General features: G+C 73.3%; 13 protein-coding genes. 5 read left to right on the top strand and 8 right to left on the bottom strand.

Annotated elements, in window-relative coordinates:
• Nucleotides 1-104: 104 nt before the first annotated feature.
• Entirely contained in the window at nucleotides 105-1,538 is a 1,434-nt protein-coding gene (gene xylB / locus AC3AQ1_RS05695; protein ID WP_108718187.1) for a xylulokinase, read from the top strand.
• Nucleotides 1,539-2,013: 475 nt separating this feature from the next.
• Here xylB and AC3AQ1_RS05690 read toward each other — a convergent pair whose 3' ends face one another.
• Both AC3AQ1_RS05690 and AC3AQ1_RS05685 read right to left on the bottom strand, forming a co-directional pair.
• A complete protein-coding gene (locus AC3AQ1_RS05690; protein WP_108718186.1) occupies nucleotides 2,014-4,734 on the bottom strand; it encodes a cation-translocating P-type ATPase in 2,721 nt (906 codons plus the stop codon).
• A gap of 76 nt (nucleotides 4,735-4,810) precedes the next feature.
• Complete coding sequence (locus tag AC3AQ1_RS05685) at nucleotides 4,811-5,524, bottom strand: uridine kinase family protein (RefSeq protein ID WP_199916533.1); 714 nt, start codon at nucleotides 5,522-5,524, stop codon at nucleotides 4,811-4,813.
• A 103-nt stretch (nucleotides 5,525-5,627) separates the two neighbouring features.
• Between AC3AQ1_RS05685 and AC3AQ1_RS05680 the strand changes: the two genes are divergently transcribed.
• Entirely contained in the window at nucleotides 5,628-6,161 is a 534-nt protein-coding gene (locus AC3AQ1_RS05680; RefSeq protein WP_108718185.1) for a hypothetical protein, read from the top strand.
• Here AC3AQ1_RS05680 and AC3AQ1_RS05675 read toward each other — a convergent pair.
• Nucleotides 6,100-6,543, bottom strand: a complete 444-nt coding sequence (locus tag AC3AQ1_RS05675; RefSeq protein ID WP_159096404.1) for a hypothetical protein — start codon at nucleotides 6,541-6,543, stop codon at nucleotides 6,100-6,102. The two genes, AC3AQ1_RS05680 and AC3AQ1_RS05675, sit on opposite strands and share 62 nt — an antisense overlap.
• 138 nt (nucleotides 6,544-6,681) lie before the next feature.
• Complete coding sequence (locus AC3AQ1_RS05670; RefSeq protein WP_108718183.1) at nucleotides 6,682-7,893, bottom strand: alpha-hydroxy acid oxidase; 1,212 nt, start codon at nucleotides 7,891-7,893, stop codon at nucleotides 6,682-6,684.
• Nucleotides 7,894-8,030: 137 nt separating this feature from the next.
• Between AC3AQ1_RS05670 and AC3AQ1_RS05665 the strand changes: the two genes are divergently transcribed.
• The gene (locus AC3AQ1_RS05665) at nucleotides 8,031-9,143 is read left to right on the top strand and encodes an alpha/beta hydrolase (protein ID WP_159096403.1); all 1,113 of its coding nucleotides are present in this window, start codon (nucleotides 8,031-8,033) and stop codon (nucleotides 9,141-9,143) included.
• A gap of 12 nt (nucleotides 9,144-9,155) precedes the next feature.
• Here the strand turns inward: AC3AQ1_RS05665 and AC3AQ1_RS05660 are convergent, their stop codons facing one another.
• The gene (locus AC3AQ1_RS05660) at nucleotides 9,156-10,310 is read right to left on the bottom strand and encodes an acyl-CoA dehydrogenase family protein (RefSeq protein WP_108718181.1); all 1,155 of its coding nucleotides are present in this window, start codon (nucleotides 10,308-10,310) and stop codon (nucleotides 9,156-9,158) included.
• A 248-nt stretch (nucleotides 10,311-10,558) separates the two neighbouring features.
• Here AC3AQ1_RS05660 and AC3AQ1_RS05655 point away from each other — a divergent pair, with 248 nt between their 5' ends.
• Complete coding sequence (locus tag AC3AQ1_RS05655) at nucleotides 10,559-11,725, top strand: GNAT family N-acetyltransferase (protein WP_108718180.1); 1,167 nt, start codon at nucleotides 10,559-10,561, stop codon at nucleotides 11,723-11,725.
• A 98-nt stretch (nucleotides 11,726-11,823) separates the two neighbouring features.
• Here AC3AQ1_RS05655 and glpK read toward each other — a convergent pair whose 3' ends face one another.
• From glpK to AC3AQ1_RS05640, 3 genes are all read right to left on the bottom strand, one after another.
• The gene (gene glpK / locus AC3AQ1_RS05650; RefSeq protein ID WP_108718179.1) at nucleotides 11,824-13,338 is read right to left on the bottom strand and encodes a glycerol kinase GlpK; all 1,515 of its coding nucleotides are present in this window, start codon (nucleotides 13,336-13,338) and stop codon (nucleotides 11,824-11,826) included.
• Between the two features lie 147 nt (nucleotides 13,339-13,485).
• Entirely contained in the window at nucleotides 13,486-14,250 is a 765-nt protein-coding gene (locus AC3AQ1_RS05645) for an MIP/aquaporin family protein (RefSeq protein ID WP_108718178.1), read from the bottom strand.
• A 176-nt stretch (nucleotides 14,251-14,426) separates the two neighbouring features.
• Entirely contained in the window at nucleotides 14,427-16,121 is a 1,695-nt protein-coding gene (locus AC3AQ1_RS05640; protein WP_108720008.1) for a glycerol-3-phosphate dehydrogenase/oxidase, read from the bottom strand.
• A 203-nt stretch (nucleotides 16,122-16,324) separates the two neighbouring features.
• On the opposite strand from AC3AQ1_RS05640, the gene AC3AQ1_RS05635 reads away from it, so the two are divergent.
• The gene (locus AC3AQ1_RS05635) at nucleotides 16,325-17,284 is read left to right on the top strand and encodes a sugar-binding transcriptional regulator (RefSeq protein ID WP_108718177.1); all 960 of its coding nucleotides are present in this window, start codon (nucleotides 16,325-16,327) and stop codon (nucleotides 17,282-17,284) included.
• Nucleotides 17,285-17,705: the final 421 nt, after the last annotated feature.

The raw sequence follows: 17,705 nt of genomic DNA, 5'->3' as shown, positions 1-17,705 counted from the left end.
CCGGCCCCCGGGCCGTGCTCCCGCCCGGCCCCCGGGCCGTGCTCCCGGCCGGCCCCCGGGCCGTGCTCCCGCCCGGCCCACCAGCACACCTCGAAGGAACACCCATGTCCGCTCGCCGCCTCGTGGCCGGGATCGACAGCTCCACTCAGTCCGTCAAGGTCGTCGTCCGCGACGCCGACACGGGCGCGCTCGTGCGCAGCGGCGCCGCGAGCCACCCTCAGACCACCCAGGTCGACCCGCGCGTGTGGTGGGAGGCCCTCGAGCTCGCCGTCGAGCGCGCGGGCGGGATCTCCGACGTCGCCGCCGTCGCCGTCGGGGGCCAGCAGCACGGCATGGTGACGCTCGACGCCGACGGCGAGCCCGTCCGTCCCGCGATGCTGTGGAACGACAATTCCTCCGGCCGCCAGGCGACCGACCTCGTGGCCGAGCTCGGCGCGCAGCGTTGGGCGGAGGAGACCGGCACGGTGCCGGTGGCCTCGATCACCGCGACGAAGCTGCGCTGGCTCGCCGAGAACGAGCCCGAGAACGCTGCCCGGGTCGCCGCCGTCTGCCTCCCGCACGACTACCTCACGTGGCGCCTGCGCGGGTCCAGCGACCTGCGCGACCTCACCACCGACGCGTCCGACGCGTCCGGCACCGGGTACTTCTCCGGTCGGACCGGCGAGTACCGCCTCGACCTGCTCGCGCACGCGTTCGGCCGCGACGACATCGTGCTGCCGCGCGTCGCGGGCTTCCGTGAGGCGGTCGGCCGCACCACGACGTTCGGCGCCGACGCGCTCGTCGGCCCCGGAACCGGTGACAACGCCGGCGCCGCCCTCGCGCTCGGCCTCGGGCCCGGCGACGTCCTGCTCTCGGTGGGGACCTCCGGCGTGGTCTCGGCGATCGTGGCCGACCCGCCCGCCGACGCCACCGGCCTGGTCGCCGGGTTCTCCGACGCGACCGGCAACTACCTGCCCCTCGTGGCGACCGTGAACTGCGCCCAGGTGCTCGACGCCACGCGCGCGCTGCTCGGCCTCGACCACGACGAGCTCGCGCGCCTCGCGCTCGCCGCCCCCGCGGGCAGCGAGGGCCTGACGTTCGTGCCGTACCTGAACGGTGAGCGCACCCCGAACCGGCCCGACGCGATGGGTGCGCTGCACGGCGTCACGCACGCGAGCTACACGCGGGAGAACCTCGCGCGGGCCTCGTTCGAGGCCATCGTCTGCGGGCTCGGCGTCGGGCTCGACGCCGTGCGCGCGCTCGGCCTCGAGGTCGCCTCGCTGCGCCTCGTCGGGGGCGCGGCGAAGTCGCCCGCGCTGCGCGAGGTCGCCCCGAGCGTCCTCGGTCAGGACATCCTCCTGCCCGCGCCGGGGGAGTACGTGGCCGACGGCGCCGCGCGCCAGGCGGCGTGGGTGCTCGACGCTCAGGAGGACCCGACGGCGGACCTGCCCGCCTGGACCGCGCTCGCGGACACCGCGACCGAGGTCGCGAGCGCGCCGAGCGCGCCCGTGGTGCGCGAGCAGTACGCCCGCGCGCAGGAGCTTTTCCTCTCGCGCTGAGACGACCTCCCGCTTCCGCGACAGGCCCCCGCCATCCCCGGCGGGGGCCTGTCGACGTGGGCCCGCGCCGCGGGAGCTGTCGCCGCGTCTGGGGTGGACGTGGCGGTGGCGCTGTCCACCCCGGCCGCGCCGCGGGAGGTGTTGCCGCGTCTGGGGTGGACGTGGCGGTGGCGGTGTCCACCGCAGGCGCGCCGCGGGAGGTGTTGCCGCGTCTGGGGTGGACGTGGCGGTGGCGGTGTCCACGTGGGCCGCGGTGGTCACACGGAGCAGGTCGGGAAGAGCGGATCGAACCCCGATCAGCGACGCGCGGGCCAGGCGCTCAGGATCCTCTCGTGAAAGGACGAACTTCCTCTCGCGAAAGGACGAACTACCTCTCGCGAAAGGACGAACTTCCTCTCGCGAAAGGACGAACTTCCTCTCGCGAAGGGGGGGCGAGCCCTGGCAACGCCGAGCAGCGCCGCGCGGCGCCGCGTGCTCAGCGGACGACGCGCCGAAGCACGGCCTTCCCGGCCTCGTTGAGCAGGAACACCACGATGGCGAGCCCGAACGTGAGCCCCCACTGGTAGAACCCGATCGGCGCCGAGTCGAACCAGGAGTTCATGAACGGCGCATAGCTGAACAGCAGCTGCAGGGCGATCAGGATGCCCGCCGAGATCCAGATCGCCGGATTGCCCGTGAACACCCGCCACGTCAGCGCCGACGTGCTGAGGAATCGGCAGGACAGCAGGAACGCGAGCTGGCCGAGCGCGAGCATCGTGACGGCGCTGGTCTGCGCGACGGCGTAGTTCCCGGTCGCCGCGCGCTCGAACAGGTACACCCCGAGCGTCGCGCCGCCGATGAGCACCGAGGCCCACAGCACGAGCGCGAGCGAGCGCGGCGAGAGCACCTGTTCCTTGGGCGAGCGCGGCGGCCGCTGCATGATCCCGGGCTCGGCGGGCTCGCCCGCGAGGGCGAGGGACAGCGTGACCGCGGTCGCGAGGTTGACCCACAGGATCTGCACGGGGGAGAGCGGCAGGGCGAGGCCGAGCAGCACGGCGACGAGGATGACGAGCGACTGCGCGCCGTTCGTCGGGAGCAGGAAGACGACCGACTTGCGGATGTTGTCGTAGATCCGCCGGCCCTCCTCCACCGCGCGCTCGATGGTGGCGAAGTTGTCGTCCGCGAGGACGATGTCCGCCGCCTCCTTGGTCGCCTCGGTCCCCTTGATGCCCATCGCGACGCCGACGTCGGCGCGCGTGATGCTCGGAGCGTCGTTCACGCCGTCGCCCGTCATCGCGACGACCTCGCCGTGGCTCTGCAGCGCACGCACGATGCGCAGCTTGTGCTCGGGGGAGGTCCGCGCGTAGACGTCGACGTCGCGCACCACGCGACGCAGCTCGTCCTGGCTCATGGCCTGCAGCTCGGCGCCCGTGAGCGCGGGCACATCGCCCTCGGGCGGAGCGATGCCGAGCTCGCGCGAGATCGCGACGGCGGTCCCGCGGTGGTCGCCCGTGATCATCTTGACCCGGATGCCGGCGCTGTGGGCGTCGGCGATCGCGGCGGTCGCCTCGGGCCGGGGCGGGTCCACGATGCCGACGAGCCCGAGGAACGCGAGATCGCCGTCGAGGTCGTCCAGCGCGAGCGTCGTGACGCCGTCGGCGGGTCGTGTCGCGGCGGCCAGCACCCGCAGCCCCTGCGCGGACAGCGCGTCGATCCGCTCCTCCCACGCCGCGCGGTCCAGCGGCTCGCCCGTGCGCTCGGTCGCGCTGCGGTCCAGCAGGCGGTCGGGTGCGCCGAGCACGTGCACCACGCGAACGGGCGACGGCGAGCTCTCGGTCGCGACGTCGTCGAGCGTCGCGGAGAACTTGTGCGTCGACTCGAACGGCACCTGCGCGCGCCGTGTCACGCCGTCGACCGGCGCGCCGGCCTTGGCCGCGAGCACGTCGAGAGCGCCCTCGGTGGGCTGGCCGACGACGCGCCAGCCGTCGGGGGTCTCCTCCACGCGCGCGTCGTTGGCGACGCCCGCGGCGAGCACGAGGGCGGCGAGGTCGGGGTGGTCGGCGAGCTCCGCCGTCGTGCCCGCGTCCGGACCGGACTCGAGGTGCACGCGGCCGGCCGGGTCGTAGCCGGTGCCCTCGACGGCGTAGATGCGCTCGGCGGTGACGACCGTGCGGGCGGTCATCTCGTTCTGCGTGAGGGTGCCGGTCTTGTCCGAGCAGATCGTGGTGACCGAGCCGAGCGTCTCCACCGCGGACATCTTGCGGGTGATCGCGCGCCGCCGGGCCATCTGCTGCACGCCGAGCGCGAGCGTGATCGTCACGAGGGCCGGCAGGCCCTCCGGCACGGCGGCGACGGCGAACCCGATCGCGGCGGAGATCAGCTCGTCGACCGCGAAGTCGTGGATGAGGCGGCCGATGAGCAGCATCACGACGGCGAGCAGCCCGATGAGGATGGACAGCTGCTTGCCGAGGTGGGCGAGCTGGCGGGTCAGGGGCGTGTCGAGCTGGTCCTGCTCGGAGACCAGGGCGGAGATGCGCCCGATCTCCGTGCGGGCCCCGGTCGCGACGACGACGCCCTCGCCCGTCCCGGTCGCCACGATGGTGCCCGAGAAGACCATCGAACTGCGGTCGCCGACGCCGGCGTCGTCGCTCACGGCCTCGACGTCCTTGGTCGCGGGGACGGACTCGCCGGTGAGCGCGGCCTCGTCCACCTGGAGGTTGGCCGACACGAGCAGGCGCAGGTCGGCCGGCACCTTGTCGCCGGACCGGACCCGCACGACGTCGCCCGGCACGAGGGTCGCCGCGTCCACGACCCCCCACGTGCCGTCCCGCCGGGCCTGGGCGTCGAGCGACTGCATGCTCTGCAGGCTCGCCAGCGCGGAGGCCGCGCGGCCCTCCTGGATGAAGCCGATGAGGGCGGTCGCGAGGATCACCACGGCGACGACGGCGAAGTCCACCCAGTCGCCCGAGATCGCCTTGAGCACGGCGGCGGCCATGAGGATGTAGATGAGGACGTCGTCGAAGTGCGTCAGCAGGCGGCGCCACCACGGCTTCTGCGCCGCGGCGGGCAGCGCGTTGGGGCCCGTCTGCGCGAGGCGGGTGTCGACCTCGGCCTGAGCGAGCCCCTCCGCGCTGGAGTCGACGGCGCGCAGGACCTCCTCGGGAGGTCGGGCCCACGGGCGGTCGCTGTCCAGGACGGCGGGTGGTGCGGCGGTCATGCGCCCTATTGTTCCACGGCGGGTTCGCGGGCCCGTAGGACCCCCGGGACGTCGCGCGCCGTCGGGCGGGCCTCGATCAGGCGCCCTGCGCGAGCAGCGCGATGAGCGCGTCCTCGGCGTTCTCGCGCGGCAGGGGCGCGAGCCCGCGAGCCCGCCACGACCGCACGAGCGCCGGCTCGGCGCGCGTCAGCGCGACACCGCGGCGCACGAGCGCGCCCAGAGGCTTCCGGGCCTCGCCGACGTCCCGCGCGAACCGGCGCAGCGCCGTCGTGAACCGCGACTGCTGCAGGTAGTAGGCGCCCAGCAGGACCCCGGCCGCGCGCAGCGGCTCGACGATCTCGGCCGCGAAGATGCCCTCGGCGACCAGCGCGGGGGCGCCCGTCACGTCGACGGTCTCGGTCCCGGTGCGGCGCGACGTCGGGATGTCGTAGACCGGCAGGACGAGCCGGTCGGTCCGGCACGCGGTCAGCAGTGCGTCGCACGCGGCCTGCGCGTCCCACGTCTGGGGCACGTCCCAGTCCACGATGCCGTGCCGGCGGGGAAGTCCGGGGTGGTCGCCGTCGAGGTAGAAGTCGTCGAGCCGGACCACGGGCACACCGAGGCGCTGGGCCACCGAGCTCTTGCCCGAGCCGGACGCCCCCGCGAGGACGAGGACCCGTCGGCGCGGGACGCGGGAGCCGGCGGGGAGGTCGAAGAGTGCGTCGGCGCTGTGCGCGTCCTCGGCGGTGGCGTGGGAGGCGGTGTCGAGGACGGCGTCGGTTCCGGAGTCGGGGTCGGGGTCCCGGCGCATCCGAGAATCCTACCGAGAGGTGGTTGCGCGACGGGACGGCGCACGGCCAGGGTGGGCGCGAGGGCGACGCGCACGCGACGCCGCCACGACCCGAGGGAGAGCGATGTCCGAGCAGAGCTTCGTCGACAAGGTCACGGCCGCGGCGCACGACGTCGCAGCCAAGGCGCAGGACCTGTACGAGGACGCGGTCGAGAAGGCGGGCCCGGCGTTCGAGGACGCGAAGGCCAAGGCGGCCGCGCTGCTGGACGATGCGAAGGAGAAGGCCGGACCGGCGTTCGAGGACGCGAAGGCCAAGGCGGCTGCGCTGCTGGACGATGCGAAGGAGAAGGCCGGTCCGGCGATCGAGGACGCGAAGGCCAAGATCTCCTCGTTCGTCGGCGACGTGACGGGTCAGGGCGACGCGGCTGTGCCGCCGGCCACGCCCGAGTCGCCCGCGGACCCCGCCGAGGACCCTGCGGTGCAGCCGAGCACGCCCGAGCCGAGCACGCCCGAGCCGAGCACCCCTGAGCCGAGCACGCCGGGCACCGAGGCGCCGGATGCACCGCTGCCGTCGGACCCGGACGCGCCGGTGCTCCCTACCGACCCGTCTGCTGACCCGTCGACCGACCCGTCCGACCCCTCGACGCCTCGCTTCTGAGGCCGGCGACCACCCCGACGGCGAGCACCACCGTGGCGGCCACGGCCGCCAGGACGGTCGTGACCGACGAGCTCGGCCCCTCGGTCGCCCGACCGACGGCGATCCCCGCCAGCCCCCACGCCGACGCAGCAGCGACGCCGAGACCCGTCCAGGCCAGGCCGGACAGCCGCACGCTCGTGAGCGAGGCGATGACGGCGGCGACCGCGACGACCACGCCGGCCCACGCCGTCGGGCTCAGGACGCTGAGGTCGATGCTCGAGGTGGCGAGCGCGGCGGCCGAGAGTGCGCCGTCGGAGGCCTGCGCGATCGGCGTGCCGCCGAGTGCGCCCGACCCGACGGCGGACCCCGCGACGGCGAGCACGGCCCCCACGCAGACGCTCACCTGCCGGACGCGATCGCTTGTGGTGGGCCGCCCCGGGGTTGGACCTGCGGATGGGCCGTCGTGATCCGTTCGTGACGAGGTCATGACCCCATCGTCACCTATTCGAGGGGAAGTTGGGGAGGGGGCAACGCTCCTCGGTCAGTGCAGCCGGACGTGCCGTTCGCCGAGCTCGCTCACGGAGTTGACCCCGAGCAGCTTCATGGTGCGTACGATCTCGCCGGAGAGGATGTCGACGGCGCGCTCGACGCCGCGCTCACCCCCGGCCATGAGGCCGTAGAGGTAGGCCCGGCCGACCATGGTCGCGTGCGCGCCGAGCGCGAGCGCGGCCACGACGTCGCCGCCGGACATGATGCCCGTGTCGACCCACACCTCCGTCGCCTCGCCGACGGCGGCGCGCACCTCGGGCACGAGCCGCAGCGGGACGGGGGCGCGGTCGAGCTGACGGCCGCCGTGGTTGGACAGCACGAGCGCGTCGGCGCCCGCGGCCGAGACGCGCTTGGCGTCCTCGAGCGTCTGGATGCCCTTGATGACGAGCGGGCCGTCCCACACCGAGCGCAGCCACTCGAGGTCGGCCATGGTCATCGACGGGTCGAAGAGGGAGTCGAGCAGCTCGCCGATGGTGCCGTTCCAGGCGTCCAGCGACGCGAACTGGTAGGTCGGCGTGGTGAGCAGGTCGACCCACCAGTTGGGGTGGGTCGCGCCGTCGAGGAAGGTCTTGACCGACAGCTGCGGCGGGAACGAGAAGCCGTTGCGGGAGTCGCGCAGCCGCGCGCCCGCCACCGGGACGTCCACCGTGAGGATGAGGGCCTCGTAGCCCGCCTCCTTGGCGCGCGCCATGAGGTCCTCACCGCGCGAGCGGTCCTTCCACACGTAGAGCTGGAACCACTTGCGGGCGTCCGGCCCGGCGGCCGCGACGTCCTCGATCGAGGTGGTGCCCATCGTGGAGAGCGCGTAGGGGATCCCGCGCCGCTCGGCCACGCGCACGACGGCGGTCTCGCCCTCGGTCTGCATCATCCGCGTGAAGCCCGTCGGAGCGAACGAGAACGGCAGCGCGGCCGGGCGGCCCAGCATCGACGTCGTGGTGTCGACCTCGGAGACGTCGTGCAGGATCGAGGGGCGGAACTCGAGGTTTGCGAACGTGCGCCGCGCGCGCCGCAGCGAGATCTCGCTCTCGGCCGCGCCGTCGGTGTAGTCGAAGACCGACTTGGGCGTGCGACGGGCGGCGAGCCGGCGCAGGTCGGCGATCGTGAGCGCGCCGGCCAGTCGCCGCCGCGTGCCGTCCGGGTCGAACGGACGCAGGCGCAGCAGGGGGGAGAGGTCTCCCCAGCTCGGGATCTGGCGCTGGACCATGGAGGGGCCTTTCTGACGTCACTGTCGGCTCGTGCCGGTGGCGCGACTCTAGCATTGGAACGTTTCACAGTGCCACGGCCGCTCGGCCGGGCAAGGCCCGTGCACGAGCCGACTCGCCGATGGCCGACAATGCGCGGGTGGACACGGACGAGGTGTGGCAGATCTGGGCGACGGCCGCGGTGTCCGCGCTGCTGGCGGTTCTTCTCGTGGTGTGGGGGGTGCGTGCCCGTCGTCAGCGCCGGGAGGGTCGGCACGGCTGGTGGCGCACGGTGGTCGCCGGCGTCCTCGCGTTCGTGCTGCTCCTCTTCGCGGCCGGGCTCGCGGTCGGCGCCCACTACGGCTACCTGTCCTCCTGGCGCAGCCTCGTGGGCGTGTTCAACGACGTCGCGGAGGACGAGCCGCTCGTGGTCCCGATGGGCAAGCCGTGGACGCTCCCGGCGGACACCACGGAGAGTGCGGGCGTCGTCGTCCACGTCACCGTCCAGTCCACGGCGCGTGGAGTGCCGGACTCGACGGTGAACATCTACCTCCCGCCCGGGTACACCCAGAACCCGGACACCCACTACCCGACGATCTACATGCTGCACGGCGCGCCCGGTTACGGCACCGACTGGTTCGACTCCGGCGACCTCGACGACCACCTCGACACGTTGATCGCCGCGGGCACGATGCCGCCGGTGATCGCCGTCGCCCCGGACATGGACCTCGGCTCGAGCGACGAGCCGGTCAACTATCCCGGCGCCGGTCCCGATCGCGGCGACTTTCTCACGCTCGACCTCGTGCCGTGGGTCGACGCCCACCTGCGCACCAAGGCCGAGGCGGGGCAGCGCGTCCTCGGCGGGATGAGCGCCGGCGGCTACGGTGCGCTCATCGACTCCGTGGACAAGCCCGACGTGTGGGGCGGGACCTTCTCCGCCATGCCGTACATGCAGCCCGTGGCGCCGCAGCTGAACGCGGACCCGTCGGGCGCCCCCGGGTCGTTCCCGGCGACCGCGATCCCGGCCGCCGGGAACCTCTCGGGGCACCCCTTCTACCTGGGCTACGTGTCGACCGAGGGGCCGAGCCAGGCGAACGAGATCGCGGGCCTGCTCACGACCCAGGGCGCCACCGTGAAGGTCGAGGGCGTCGAGGGTGGCCACGACTGGATCTCCGCGCCCAAGCTGGCCGTGATGGGCCTGCCCTGGTTGGCGCAGCAGCTCGGCTGGATCGCCGGGACCCCCGACTCCTCGGCGACGACCGTGACGCCGTGACGCCGTGACGCCTCAGCCCAGCGGCCCCAGGACCGAGGTCGCGATCGTCGAGTGGGCCGACTCCTCGTCGCTGGGGTGGAAGATGCCCGCGAGCACGTCCCGGTACAGCCGGTTCACCTCGCTGCCCGCGGCGTAGCTCGCACCGCCGCCGACCCGCAGCGCCAGGTCGACCACGCCGCGCGCCGTCTCCACCGTCCGCACCTTGAGCCCCACCAGCTGCGCGAACCAGCGGGCGCCGTGGTCGGCCCGCTCGTCGACGTCCCGGGCGAGCGCGAGGACCTCCAGCCGCGCGCCGTCGTGCGCCATCGCGGCCTCGGCGACCTTCCAGCGGATGTCCGGGTCGGCGTCGTACGTCGTGCCCGTGCGTCGGGAGGTGCGCCGCCGCGCGGAGGCTACGGCGAGCTCGACCGCGCGCCCGGCGATCCCCGCGTAGACGGCCGCCACGAGGATCTCGAAGGCTGCGAACAGCGCGAACGTGAACGAGTCCGCGTTCGGGCCGGGCGCGAGCACGCGGTAGACCCGGTCGGCGGGCGCGTGCGCGCCGTCGAGCACCGTCGAGCAGGACTGCGTGGCACGCATCCCGAGCGTGTCCCAGTCCTCGAGCGTGCGTGTTCCCTCGCGCGTCACGACGCCGTGCGCGAGGACCGGCCGGTCGGGGTCGGAGTCGTCGCGACCGAACGTCGCCAGGCGGGTCCACACCGGGGCGAGCGAGGTGAAGATCTTGGTGCCGTGGTAGCGGTAGCCGCCCTCGCCGTCGGGCTCCGCGCGGGTGCCCGAGTCGAACATCACGAGGTCGTTGCCGGCCTCGGAGTTCCCGAACGCGAACACCTCCCCGGCCGCCGCGTCGGTGAGGATCGGGTCGGTCCGGGCGTCGCCGTCGGCGTGCAGGAGTGCCGCCATCGCGACGACCACGAGGTGCATGTTGACGGCGAGCGCGGTCGCGGGCGCGGCCGCCGCGAGCCGGGTCTGCTCGGCCGCGAGCTCCTCGAGCGTGAACCCGGCGCCGCCCAGGTCGGTCGGCACGGCGGCGCGCAGGTAGCCCGCGGCGACGAGGTCGGCCAGGTCGGCGTGCGGGAAGGTGTTCTCGGCGTCGTGCTGGGGCGCGCGGGCGTGGATCCGGGCCAGGAGGTCGTCGTCGAGGAGGGTGCGGCGTCGCGGGGTGGCCATGGGCCCCAGCCTCCCACCCGGGAGCGGCGCGCGCAGGATCGTCGCGGACCCACGCCGCCAGGCGCACCGCGGGCAGCAGGGCTCCGGGAAGGGCTGGAGAGACAGACATGGTCGGTTCGCAGGGGGCTGAGAACCGACCACGTCCGTGTCCGCTCCGTCGAGGACGCCGTCCACGTTAACCCGGCTTCCCGGTGTGGCATGCACCACGCAGGTCACGATTCGGCATCGATGCGCCACACTGGTCGGCGATGTCCTCCGACCCCCTGCCCGTGGCCCCGCGGCCCGTGCCACCGCGCCCCGAGGTCCCCGCCGCGACGGTCGACCCGGACCCCATCCCCGCCGCCGAGCGGGCCTTCTTCCTCGCCGAGTTCCGTGGCGTCACGATCGTCGTCTCGGTGCCCGTGCTGGACGAGGAGGCGGCCGCGGCGATCGCGCGGACGGTGCGCGGGTTCGCGGCCGGCGACACCCGGTTCATCCTCGTGGTCGAGCACCATGCCGCGGCGGGCGACCTGCGCGCGGCGCTGGACGCCGTCGGCGTCGGGTCCGCCGTCGCGAGCACGCCGCGGGTGTGGGACGAGCGCAGCCTCGCGGAGCTCTGGATCGCCGTGGCCGACCACGGCGTCCTCGTGGCGGTGGCCGAGCCCGACGGCGTGGCCGAGACCGCGGGCCTGCTCGCCTCCGGGGTGCGTGCGGCGAAGGTGGTGCTCACCGACCCCCGCGGCGGCTGGGGCGACCCGCCGCGCAGCTTCGCCGACCTGCGCACGCTGCACGACGAGCTCGCGCGCGAGCTCGACGGGCGCGGCGACCCGCACCTGCTGCCCGCGGCCGAGCGGGCCCTGCGCGGCGGTGCGTACAGCGTCAACCTCTGTCGCGCCGCGGACCTCGAGCGCGAGCTCTTCACGTTCGACGGCGCGGGCACGGTCCTCACGCTCGGCGGGTACGTGCGCCTGGAGGACCTGCGGGTCGACGACCTGCCGGTCGTCGAGGCGCTCGTCGCGCAGGGGGTGGCCGACGGCGTGCTCAAGCCGCGCACGCGCGCGGAGGTCGCACGGATGGCGGTGGGCGGCCTCGGCGCGCGCGTGGCGCGCACCGGTCACCTCGCGGGCGTCGTCGGACTGGAGACGGAGGCGTACGGCGGGCAGGGCCTCGGGGAGGTCTCCGGGCTCATCACGGTGAGCGCGTTCTCCGGTGCGGGAGCCGGCGGCATGCTGCTCGAGGGACTGCTCGAACGGGCGCGCGAGGCCGGGCTGCGCGCGCTGTTCGCCGTCACGGTCTCGGCCCCGGCGGCCGAGTTCTTCGCGCGGCGCGGCTATCGCGAGGTGCCCCGGGACGCCGTGCCCGACGCGAAGTGGCGCGGCTACGACCCGGGCCGGCTCGCCGTCGCGCGCTGCTTCTGGCGCGACGTCGAGGTGTAGCCGACCCTCGCACGAGAACGACCGACGCCCCGGACGGGTCCGGGGCGTCGGTCGTTCGTGCGCAGGCTCGGCGACCGAGTCTCAGTGCGCGAGTGCGGTCACTCGACGTCCTCGTCGACCCAGTCGAAGGTCTTGGTGACGGCCTTCTTCCAGTTGCGCATGAGCCGGTCGCGCTCCTCGCCCTTCATCTCCGGCGTCCAGCGACGGTCCTCGGCCCAGTTGTCGATGACGTCCTGCTCCCCGGACCAGAAGCCCACGGCGATGCCGGCCGCGTAGGCGGCACCGAGCGCCGTGGTCTCGGCGACCTTGGGCCGCACGACGTCGACGCCGAGCACGTCGGCCTGGAACTGCATGAGCACCTCGTTGGCGATCATGCCGCCGTCGACCTTGAGCTCGGTGAGCTCGACGCCGGAGTCCGCGTTCATCGCCTCGAGCACCTCGGCGGTCTGGAACGCGGTCGCCTCGAGCGCCGCACGCGCGATGTGGCCGATGGTCACGTAGCGCGTGAGGCCGACGAGCGCGCCGCGGGCGTCGCCGCGCCAGTACGGCGCGAACAGACCAGAGAACGCCGGCACGAAGTACGCGCCGCCGTTGTCGTCCACGGTCGCGGCGAGCGCCTCGATCTCGGGCGCGGCCGAGATGACCTTGAGGTTGTCCCGCAGCCACTGCACGAGCGAGCCCGTGACCGCGATCGAGCCCTCCAGCGCGTACACGGCCGGCGCGTCGCCGATCTTGTAGCAGACGGTGGTGAGCAGCCCGTTCTTGCTCGGGACGATCTCGGTGCCGGTGTTCATGAGCATGAAGTTGCCGGTGCCGTAGGTGTTCTTGGCCATGCCGACCTCGAAGCAGGCCTGGCCGAACGTCGCCGCCTGCTGGTCGCCGAGGATGCCGGCGATCGGCACGCCGGCGAGCAGGCCGCCCTCGCGGTCCTTGCCGTACACCTCGGCCGAGGAACGGATCTCGGGGAGCATCGACAGCGGGATCCCCATGTCGGCCGCGATCGAGGCGTCCCAGTCGAGCGTCTCCAGGTCCATGAGCAGGGTGCGCGAGGCGTTGGTGACGTCGGTGACGTGCACGCCGCCGTCCGCGCCGCCGGTCATGTTCCACAGGACCCAGGTGTCCATGGTGCCGGCGAGGAGGTCGCCCGCCTCGGCCTTCTCCCGCGCGCCCTCGACGTTCTCGAGGATCCACACGATCTTCGGGCCGGCGAAGTACGTCGCGAGCGGCAGGCCGACCTTGGCCTTGTACTTCTCGGCGCCGACGTCGCCCGCGAGGCGGTCGCAGATCTTCTGGGTGCGGGTGTCCTGCCAGACGATGGCGTTGTACACCGGCTTGCCGGTGTTCTTGTCCCACACCACCGCGGTCTCGCGCTGGTTGGTGATGCCGATCGCGGCGATGTCCTTGGCCTGCAGGCTCGCGCGGCCGAGGGCCTGGCCCACGACGTCGCGCACGTTCGTCCAGATCTCCTCGGCGTCGTGCTCGACCCACCCCGCCTTGGGGAAGATCTGCTCGTGCTCCTTCTGGCCCGTGGAGACGATGCTGCCGCTGGAGTCGAAGATGATCGCCCGCGAGCTCGTGGTGCCCTGATCGATGGCGAGGACGTAGTCAGCCACTTGTTCTTCCTTCACGTCGGTGTGCGGTTCTGAGGTGGAGCCGGTGGATGGGAAGGGCCGGGTGGAACGGCGCCGGTGGGCGTGATGCCCGACGGCGAACGCGCGTTCGCAGGACGAGGTGCGTTCGCCGTCGGGCGGCCTCGTGCGTCAGCCGAGCCCGAGGGCGTTCTGCATGACGGACGCGACGATGCCGGCGAGCACGCCGCCGACGATCGGGCCCGCGATCGGGACCCAGGAGTAGGCCCAGTCCGAGCTGCCCTTGCCCTTGATCGGCAGGAGGGCGTGGGCGATGCGCGGACCGAGGTCACGGGCCGGGTTGATGGCGTACCCCGTGGGACCACCGAGGCTGGCACCGATGCCGACCACGAGCAGCGCCACGGCCAGCGGGCCGAGGCCCGAGGGGGAGTTGCCGAACAGGATGATCACGAACACGAGCACGAAGGTCGCGATCACCTCGGTCACGAAGTTCCAGGCGTAGGAGCGGATCGCGGGCCCCGTGGAGAAGACGCCCAGCTTGTTGGCCGGGTCGGGCTCGTCGTCGAAGTGCTGCTTGTACGCGAGCCACGCGATCGCGGCGCCGATGATGGCTCCGACGAGCTGCGCGACGATGTAGAGCACCGCGTTCCCGAAGGTCGCCGGGACGGCGGCGAGGCCCAGGTCGGCGTTGCCCTCGTAGAAGTCCTTGCCACCGGCCCACAGGCCGAAGGTGACGGCGGGGTTGAGGTGGGCGCCGGAGGCGAACGCGACGTAGACGCCCGCGAAGACCGCGAGCCCCCACCCGAAGTTCACCATGAGGAACCCACCGGCGTTGCCCTTGGTCTTGGTGAGCGCCACGTTGGCGACCACACCACAACCGAGAAGCACGAGCATTGCTGTGCCGAACAGCTCGGAGAGGAAGATCTGGGTACCCATCGAGCACCTTTCACATCGTTGTGAGAACCGACGCGGGTCTGCGCCGGCCCCGAGCGTCGACCGGTACCGTGGCACCGATCTCCTGCATTGTCGTCCCGGACGTTCGTGCGGGTCGGTGGCGGCGCGCCGGGACGCGCGCCGCCACCGTGGTCGGGGTCGGCCGACCCCGACCGGGGTCAGTCGGCCCGGGAGGTCGCGAGGTCGAGCATCGGGGCGATGTCGGCGGCGGCCTGCCGCGCCAGGTCGCCCTCGGCGTCGGTGGCCGTCTGCGCGGCCGCGTCGTCGGCGTCGCAGCGGGCGAGGTAGCTCGCCTTCTCCGCCGCCTGACGCTCGGAGTCCCACCCGAGCACCGGCGAGATGATCTCGAGGATCTCGTCGGTGGCCGCACGTCCGGCGTCGGAGACCTCGTAGGTCAGCCGGGTGCGGTGGAGCATGACGTCCTCGAGGTGCAGGACCTGCTCGTGCGTCGCCGCGAAGTGGATCTCGGCGCGCAGGTAGGCCGAGGCGTGCTCGAGGGGACGCGCGAGGTCGGGTTGCTCCTCGATCGCCGCGAGCAGCTCGCGCAGCGCGGAGCCGTAGCGGTGCAGCAGGTGGTCGACCATCGCCTCGCTCCAGCCGTGCTCGCGCTGCAGGCGGGTGCTCTGGCGGTAGATCGCGTCGAGTCCGACGGCGCCGAGCAGCGGGATCCGGTCCGTGATCGACGGCAGGCTCGACGCGCGGGCGCCGAGCGCGAAGTCGACCGCGTCCTTGGCCATCACGCGGTACGTGGTGAGCTTGCCTCCGGCGATCGCGACGAACCCGGGGACCGGCGAGGCGACCGTGTGCTCGCGGGACACCTTGGCCGAGGACGTGCCGTCCTTCGTGCCGGGCTGGAGCAGCGGGCGCAGTCCGGCCCAGGTGCCGATCACGTCGTCGCGGGTGAGCGGCGTGGAGAGCACCGCGTTGGCGTGCTCGATGACGTAGTCGATGTCCGCCGCGGTGGCCACGGGGTGCACGAGGTTCTGCACGTAGGGCGTGTCGGTGGTGCCGATGACCCAGTAGCGCGACCAGGGGATCACGAACAGCACGCTCTTCTCGGTCTGCAGGATCAGGCCGACGGTGCCGCGGATGCGCTCGCGGGGCACGACGATGTGGATGCCCTTGGACGCCAGCACGTGCAGGCCGCCCTCGCTGCCAGTGAGGGACTCGGTCTCCTCGGTCCACACGCCGGTCGCGTTGATGACGTGGCCCGCCTTGACGGTGTGCTCGGTGCCGCTCTCCAGGTCGCGCAGCACGGCGCCGTCCACGCGGCCGAGGCCGGACTTGGTCAGGCGCACCACCTGGGTACGGGGCGCCGCGAGCGCGCCGTACGCCGCCGCGGTGCGCACCAGGGTGAGGACCAGCCGCGCGTCGTCGACGGAGGCGTCCCAGTACCGCACGGCGCCGACCGCGGCGTCGTGGCGCAGGTCGGGGAACATCTTCTGCATCCCGCCACGGCTGAGGTGGCGGTGGAACGGCATCGCGCGGCCCTTGCGGCTGCCGACCGTGGCGAGCGCGTCGTAGAGGGCGACACCGGCGCCGACGTACGGACGCTCCCAGTGCTTGGTGAGCGGGTAGAGGAACGAGACCGGCTTCACGAGGTGCGGCGCGATCTCCTTGATGAGGAGGTCGCGCTCGGTGAGCGCCTCGTGCACGAGGTGGAAGTCGAGCATCTGCAGGTAGCGCAGCCCGCCGTGGACGAGCTTCGAGGAGCGCGAGGACGTGCCCGAGGCCCAGTCCTGCGCCTCCACGATCCCCGTGCGCAGACCACGGGTGGCGGCGTCGAGCGCGATGCCCGCGCCCGTGACGCCCCCTCCGACGACGAGGACGTCGAGGCCCTGGTCGTCGCTCATGGCGGCGAGCGCCTCGAGGCGGGAGTCCGGGGTGATCGCGGTGGTCACAGTTCCTCCTGGTGCTGGATGGTCCGTGGCGGCGTCGGCGCGCGCGGGACCAGGAGATCCCTGCGACGGCTGCCGGTGCCGTCGCCATCACCTTGTCGTCGCATGGACGAATGCGCAACACTTCTGCACGAACGTGCACATCGAGGGGAGCGGCGATGGACGGGCGTGAGGAGCTGATGCACGAGGCGGCGACCCTCTACTACCTGCAGGACGTCACCATGGACACGGTGGCCCGGCAGCTGGGGATGTCCCGCTCGGGCGTCAGCCGGCTGCTCAAGAGTGCGCGCGAGAGCGGCATCGTGCGGATCCAGGTGCGCGCGCCGCGCGCGGGGGGAGCGGTTGCCCGGCGCATCGAGGCCGCCTACGACGTGCGCGCCCACGTGGTTCCCGTGCGCTCGCCGCTCACCGAGGACGTGCGCCTGGACCACGTGGCGCGCTACGCCGCGCAGCTCGTGCAGGAGTGGTTCGCCGACGGGATGACGCTCGGGCTCGCGTGGGGCACCACGGTCGCGGCGGTGGCCGCGCACCTCGTGCCCACCTCGCTCAAGGAGGCCGTGGTCGTCCAGCTCAACGGCGCGGCCAACACCCAGTCCTCGGGCCTCGCGTACGGCACGGACCTCGTCTCGCAGTTCGCGGAGGCGTTCGACGCCATCCCCGAGCACTTCCCGGTGCCCGCGTTCTTCGACTTCGCCGAGACCCGCGCCCTCATGTGGCGCGAGCGCAGCGTGCGGCACGTGCTCGGCGTCCAGGCGCGCGCCGACCTCGTGCTCTTCGGCGTCGGCGCGCTCGTCGCGCCGGTGCCCTCGCACGTCTACACCTCCGGCTACCTCGAGCCGGCCGACCGGGACGCGCTCGCGGCCGACGGCGTGGTGGGCGACGTGTGCACCGTGTTCCTTCGCGAGGACGGCAGCTGGGAGGACGTCGCGATCAACGCGCGCGCCACGGGACCTGATCCGCGTCAGCTGCAGCGGATCCACCGCCGCGTGTGCGTGGTGGCGGGGGAGGCGAAGGTCGTGCCGCTGCGGGCCGCGCTGCTCGCCGGCGCGGTCACCGACCTCGTCATCGACGAGCCGACGGCGGTGCGGCTCGTGCGCACGGCGCCGGCGCGGCGGTGACGCGGAGCGAGTAGGCGGTTCGCTCCGCGGCGGCGGCAGCGGCGGCGCCGAGAACGGCCTGTGGCGGTGTGGGCAGCGGTGGCGGAGGCGCCGAGAACGGCCTGTGGCGGCGAGAACGGCCCGTGGCGGTGTGGGCAGCGGTGGCGGAGGCGCCGAGAACGGCCTGTGGCGGCGAGAACGGCCCGCAGCGGACCGTTCTCGTCGCTATGGGCCGTTCTGGATGACGGCCGCGTCGTCTCGGGGCGTTCTGGGCGCTGGCTGCGGCGGCAGTGACGGGGGCGCAGCGGCGGCGGGAGCAGCAGTAGCGGCGTCGAGAACTGCCTGTGGCGACGAGACCGGCGGCATCAGCGGCAGCGGTGGCAGCAGTGTCGTCGAGACCGGCCTGTGGCGACGAGAACGGCCCGCTGGGGGCCGGTCTCGT

This window comes from Miniimonas sp. S16 (assembly GCF_057748195.1).
The sequence above is the reverse complement of the archived record's forward strand: the minus strand, read 5'-3'. Positions and strand labels throughout refer to the sequence as shown.

What these genes read in the sequence shown, in the direction of transcription:
- xylB (WP_108718187.1), top strand. Translation starts at nt 105, where the DNA reads ATGTCCGCTCGCCGCCTCGTGGCCGGGATCGACAGCTCCACTCAGTCC.
- AC3AQ1_RS05690 (WP_108718186.1), bottom strand. Translation starts at nt 4,734, where the DNA reads ATGACCGCCGCACCACCCGCCGTCCTGGACAGCGACCGCCCGTGGGCC.
- AC3AQ1_RS05685 (WP_199916533.1), bottom strand. Translation starts at nt 5,524, where the DNA reads ATGCGCCGGGACCCCGACCCCGACTCCGGAACCGACGCCGTCCTCGAC.
- AC3AQ1_RS05680 (WP_108718185.1), top strand. Translation starts at nt 5,628, where the DNA reads ATGTCCGAGCAGAGCTTCGTCGACAAGGTCACGGCCGCGGCGCACGAC.
- AC3AQ1_RS05670 (WP_108718183.1), bottom strand. Translation starts at nt 7,893, where the DNA reads ATGGTCCAGCGCCAGATCCCGAGCTGGGGAGACCTCTCCCCCCTGCTG.
- AC3AQ1_RS05660 (WP_108718181.1), bottom strand. Translation starts at nt 10,310, where the DNA reads ATGGCCACCCCGCGACGCCGCACCCTCCTCGACGACGACCTCCTGGCC.
- AC3AQ1_RS05655 (WP_108718180.1), top strand. Translation starts at nt 10,559, where the DNA reads ATGTCCTCCGACCCCCTGCCCGTGGCCCCGCGGCCCGTGCCACCGCGC.
- AC3AQ1_RS05645 (WP_108718178.1), bottom strand. Translation starts at nt 14,250, where the DNA reads ATGGGTACCCAGATCTTCCTCTCCGAGCTGTTCGGCACAGCAATGCTC.
- AC3AQ1_RS05640 (WP_108720008.1), bottom strand. Translation starts at nt 16,121, where the DNA reads ATGAGCGACGACCAGGGCCTCGACGTCCTCGTCGTCGGAGGGGGCGTC.
- AC3AQ1_RS05635 (WP_108718177.1), top strand. Translation starts at nt 16,325, where the DNA reads ATGGACGGGCGTGAGGAGCTGATGCACGAGGCGGCGACCCTCTACTAC.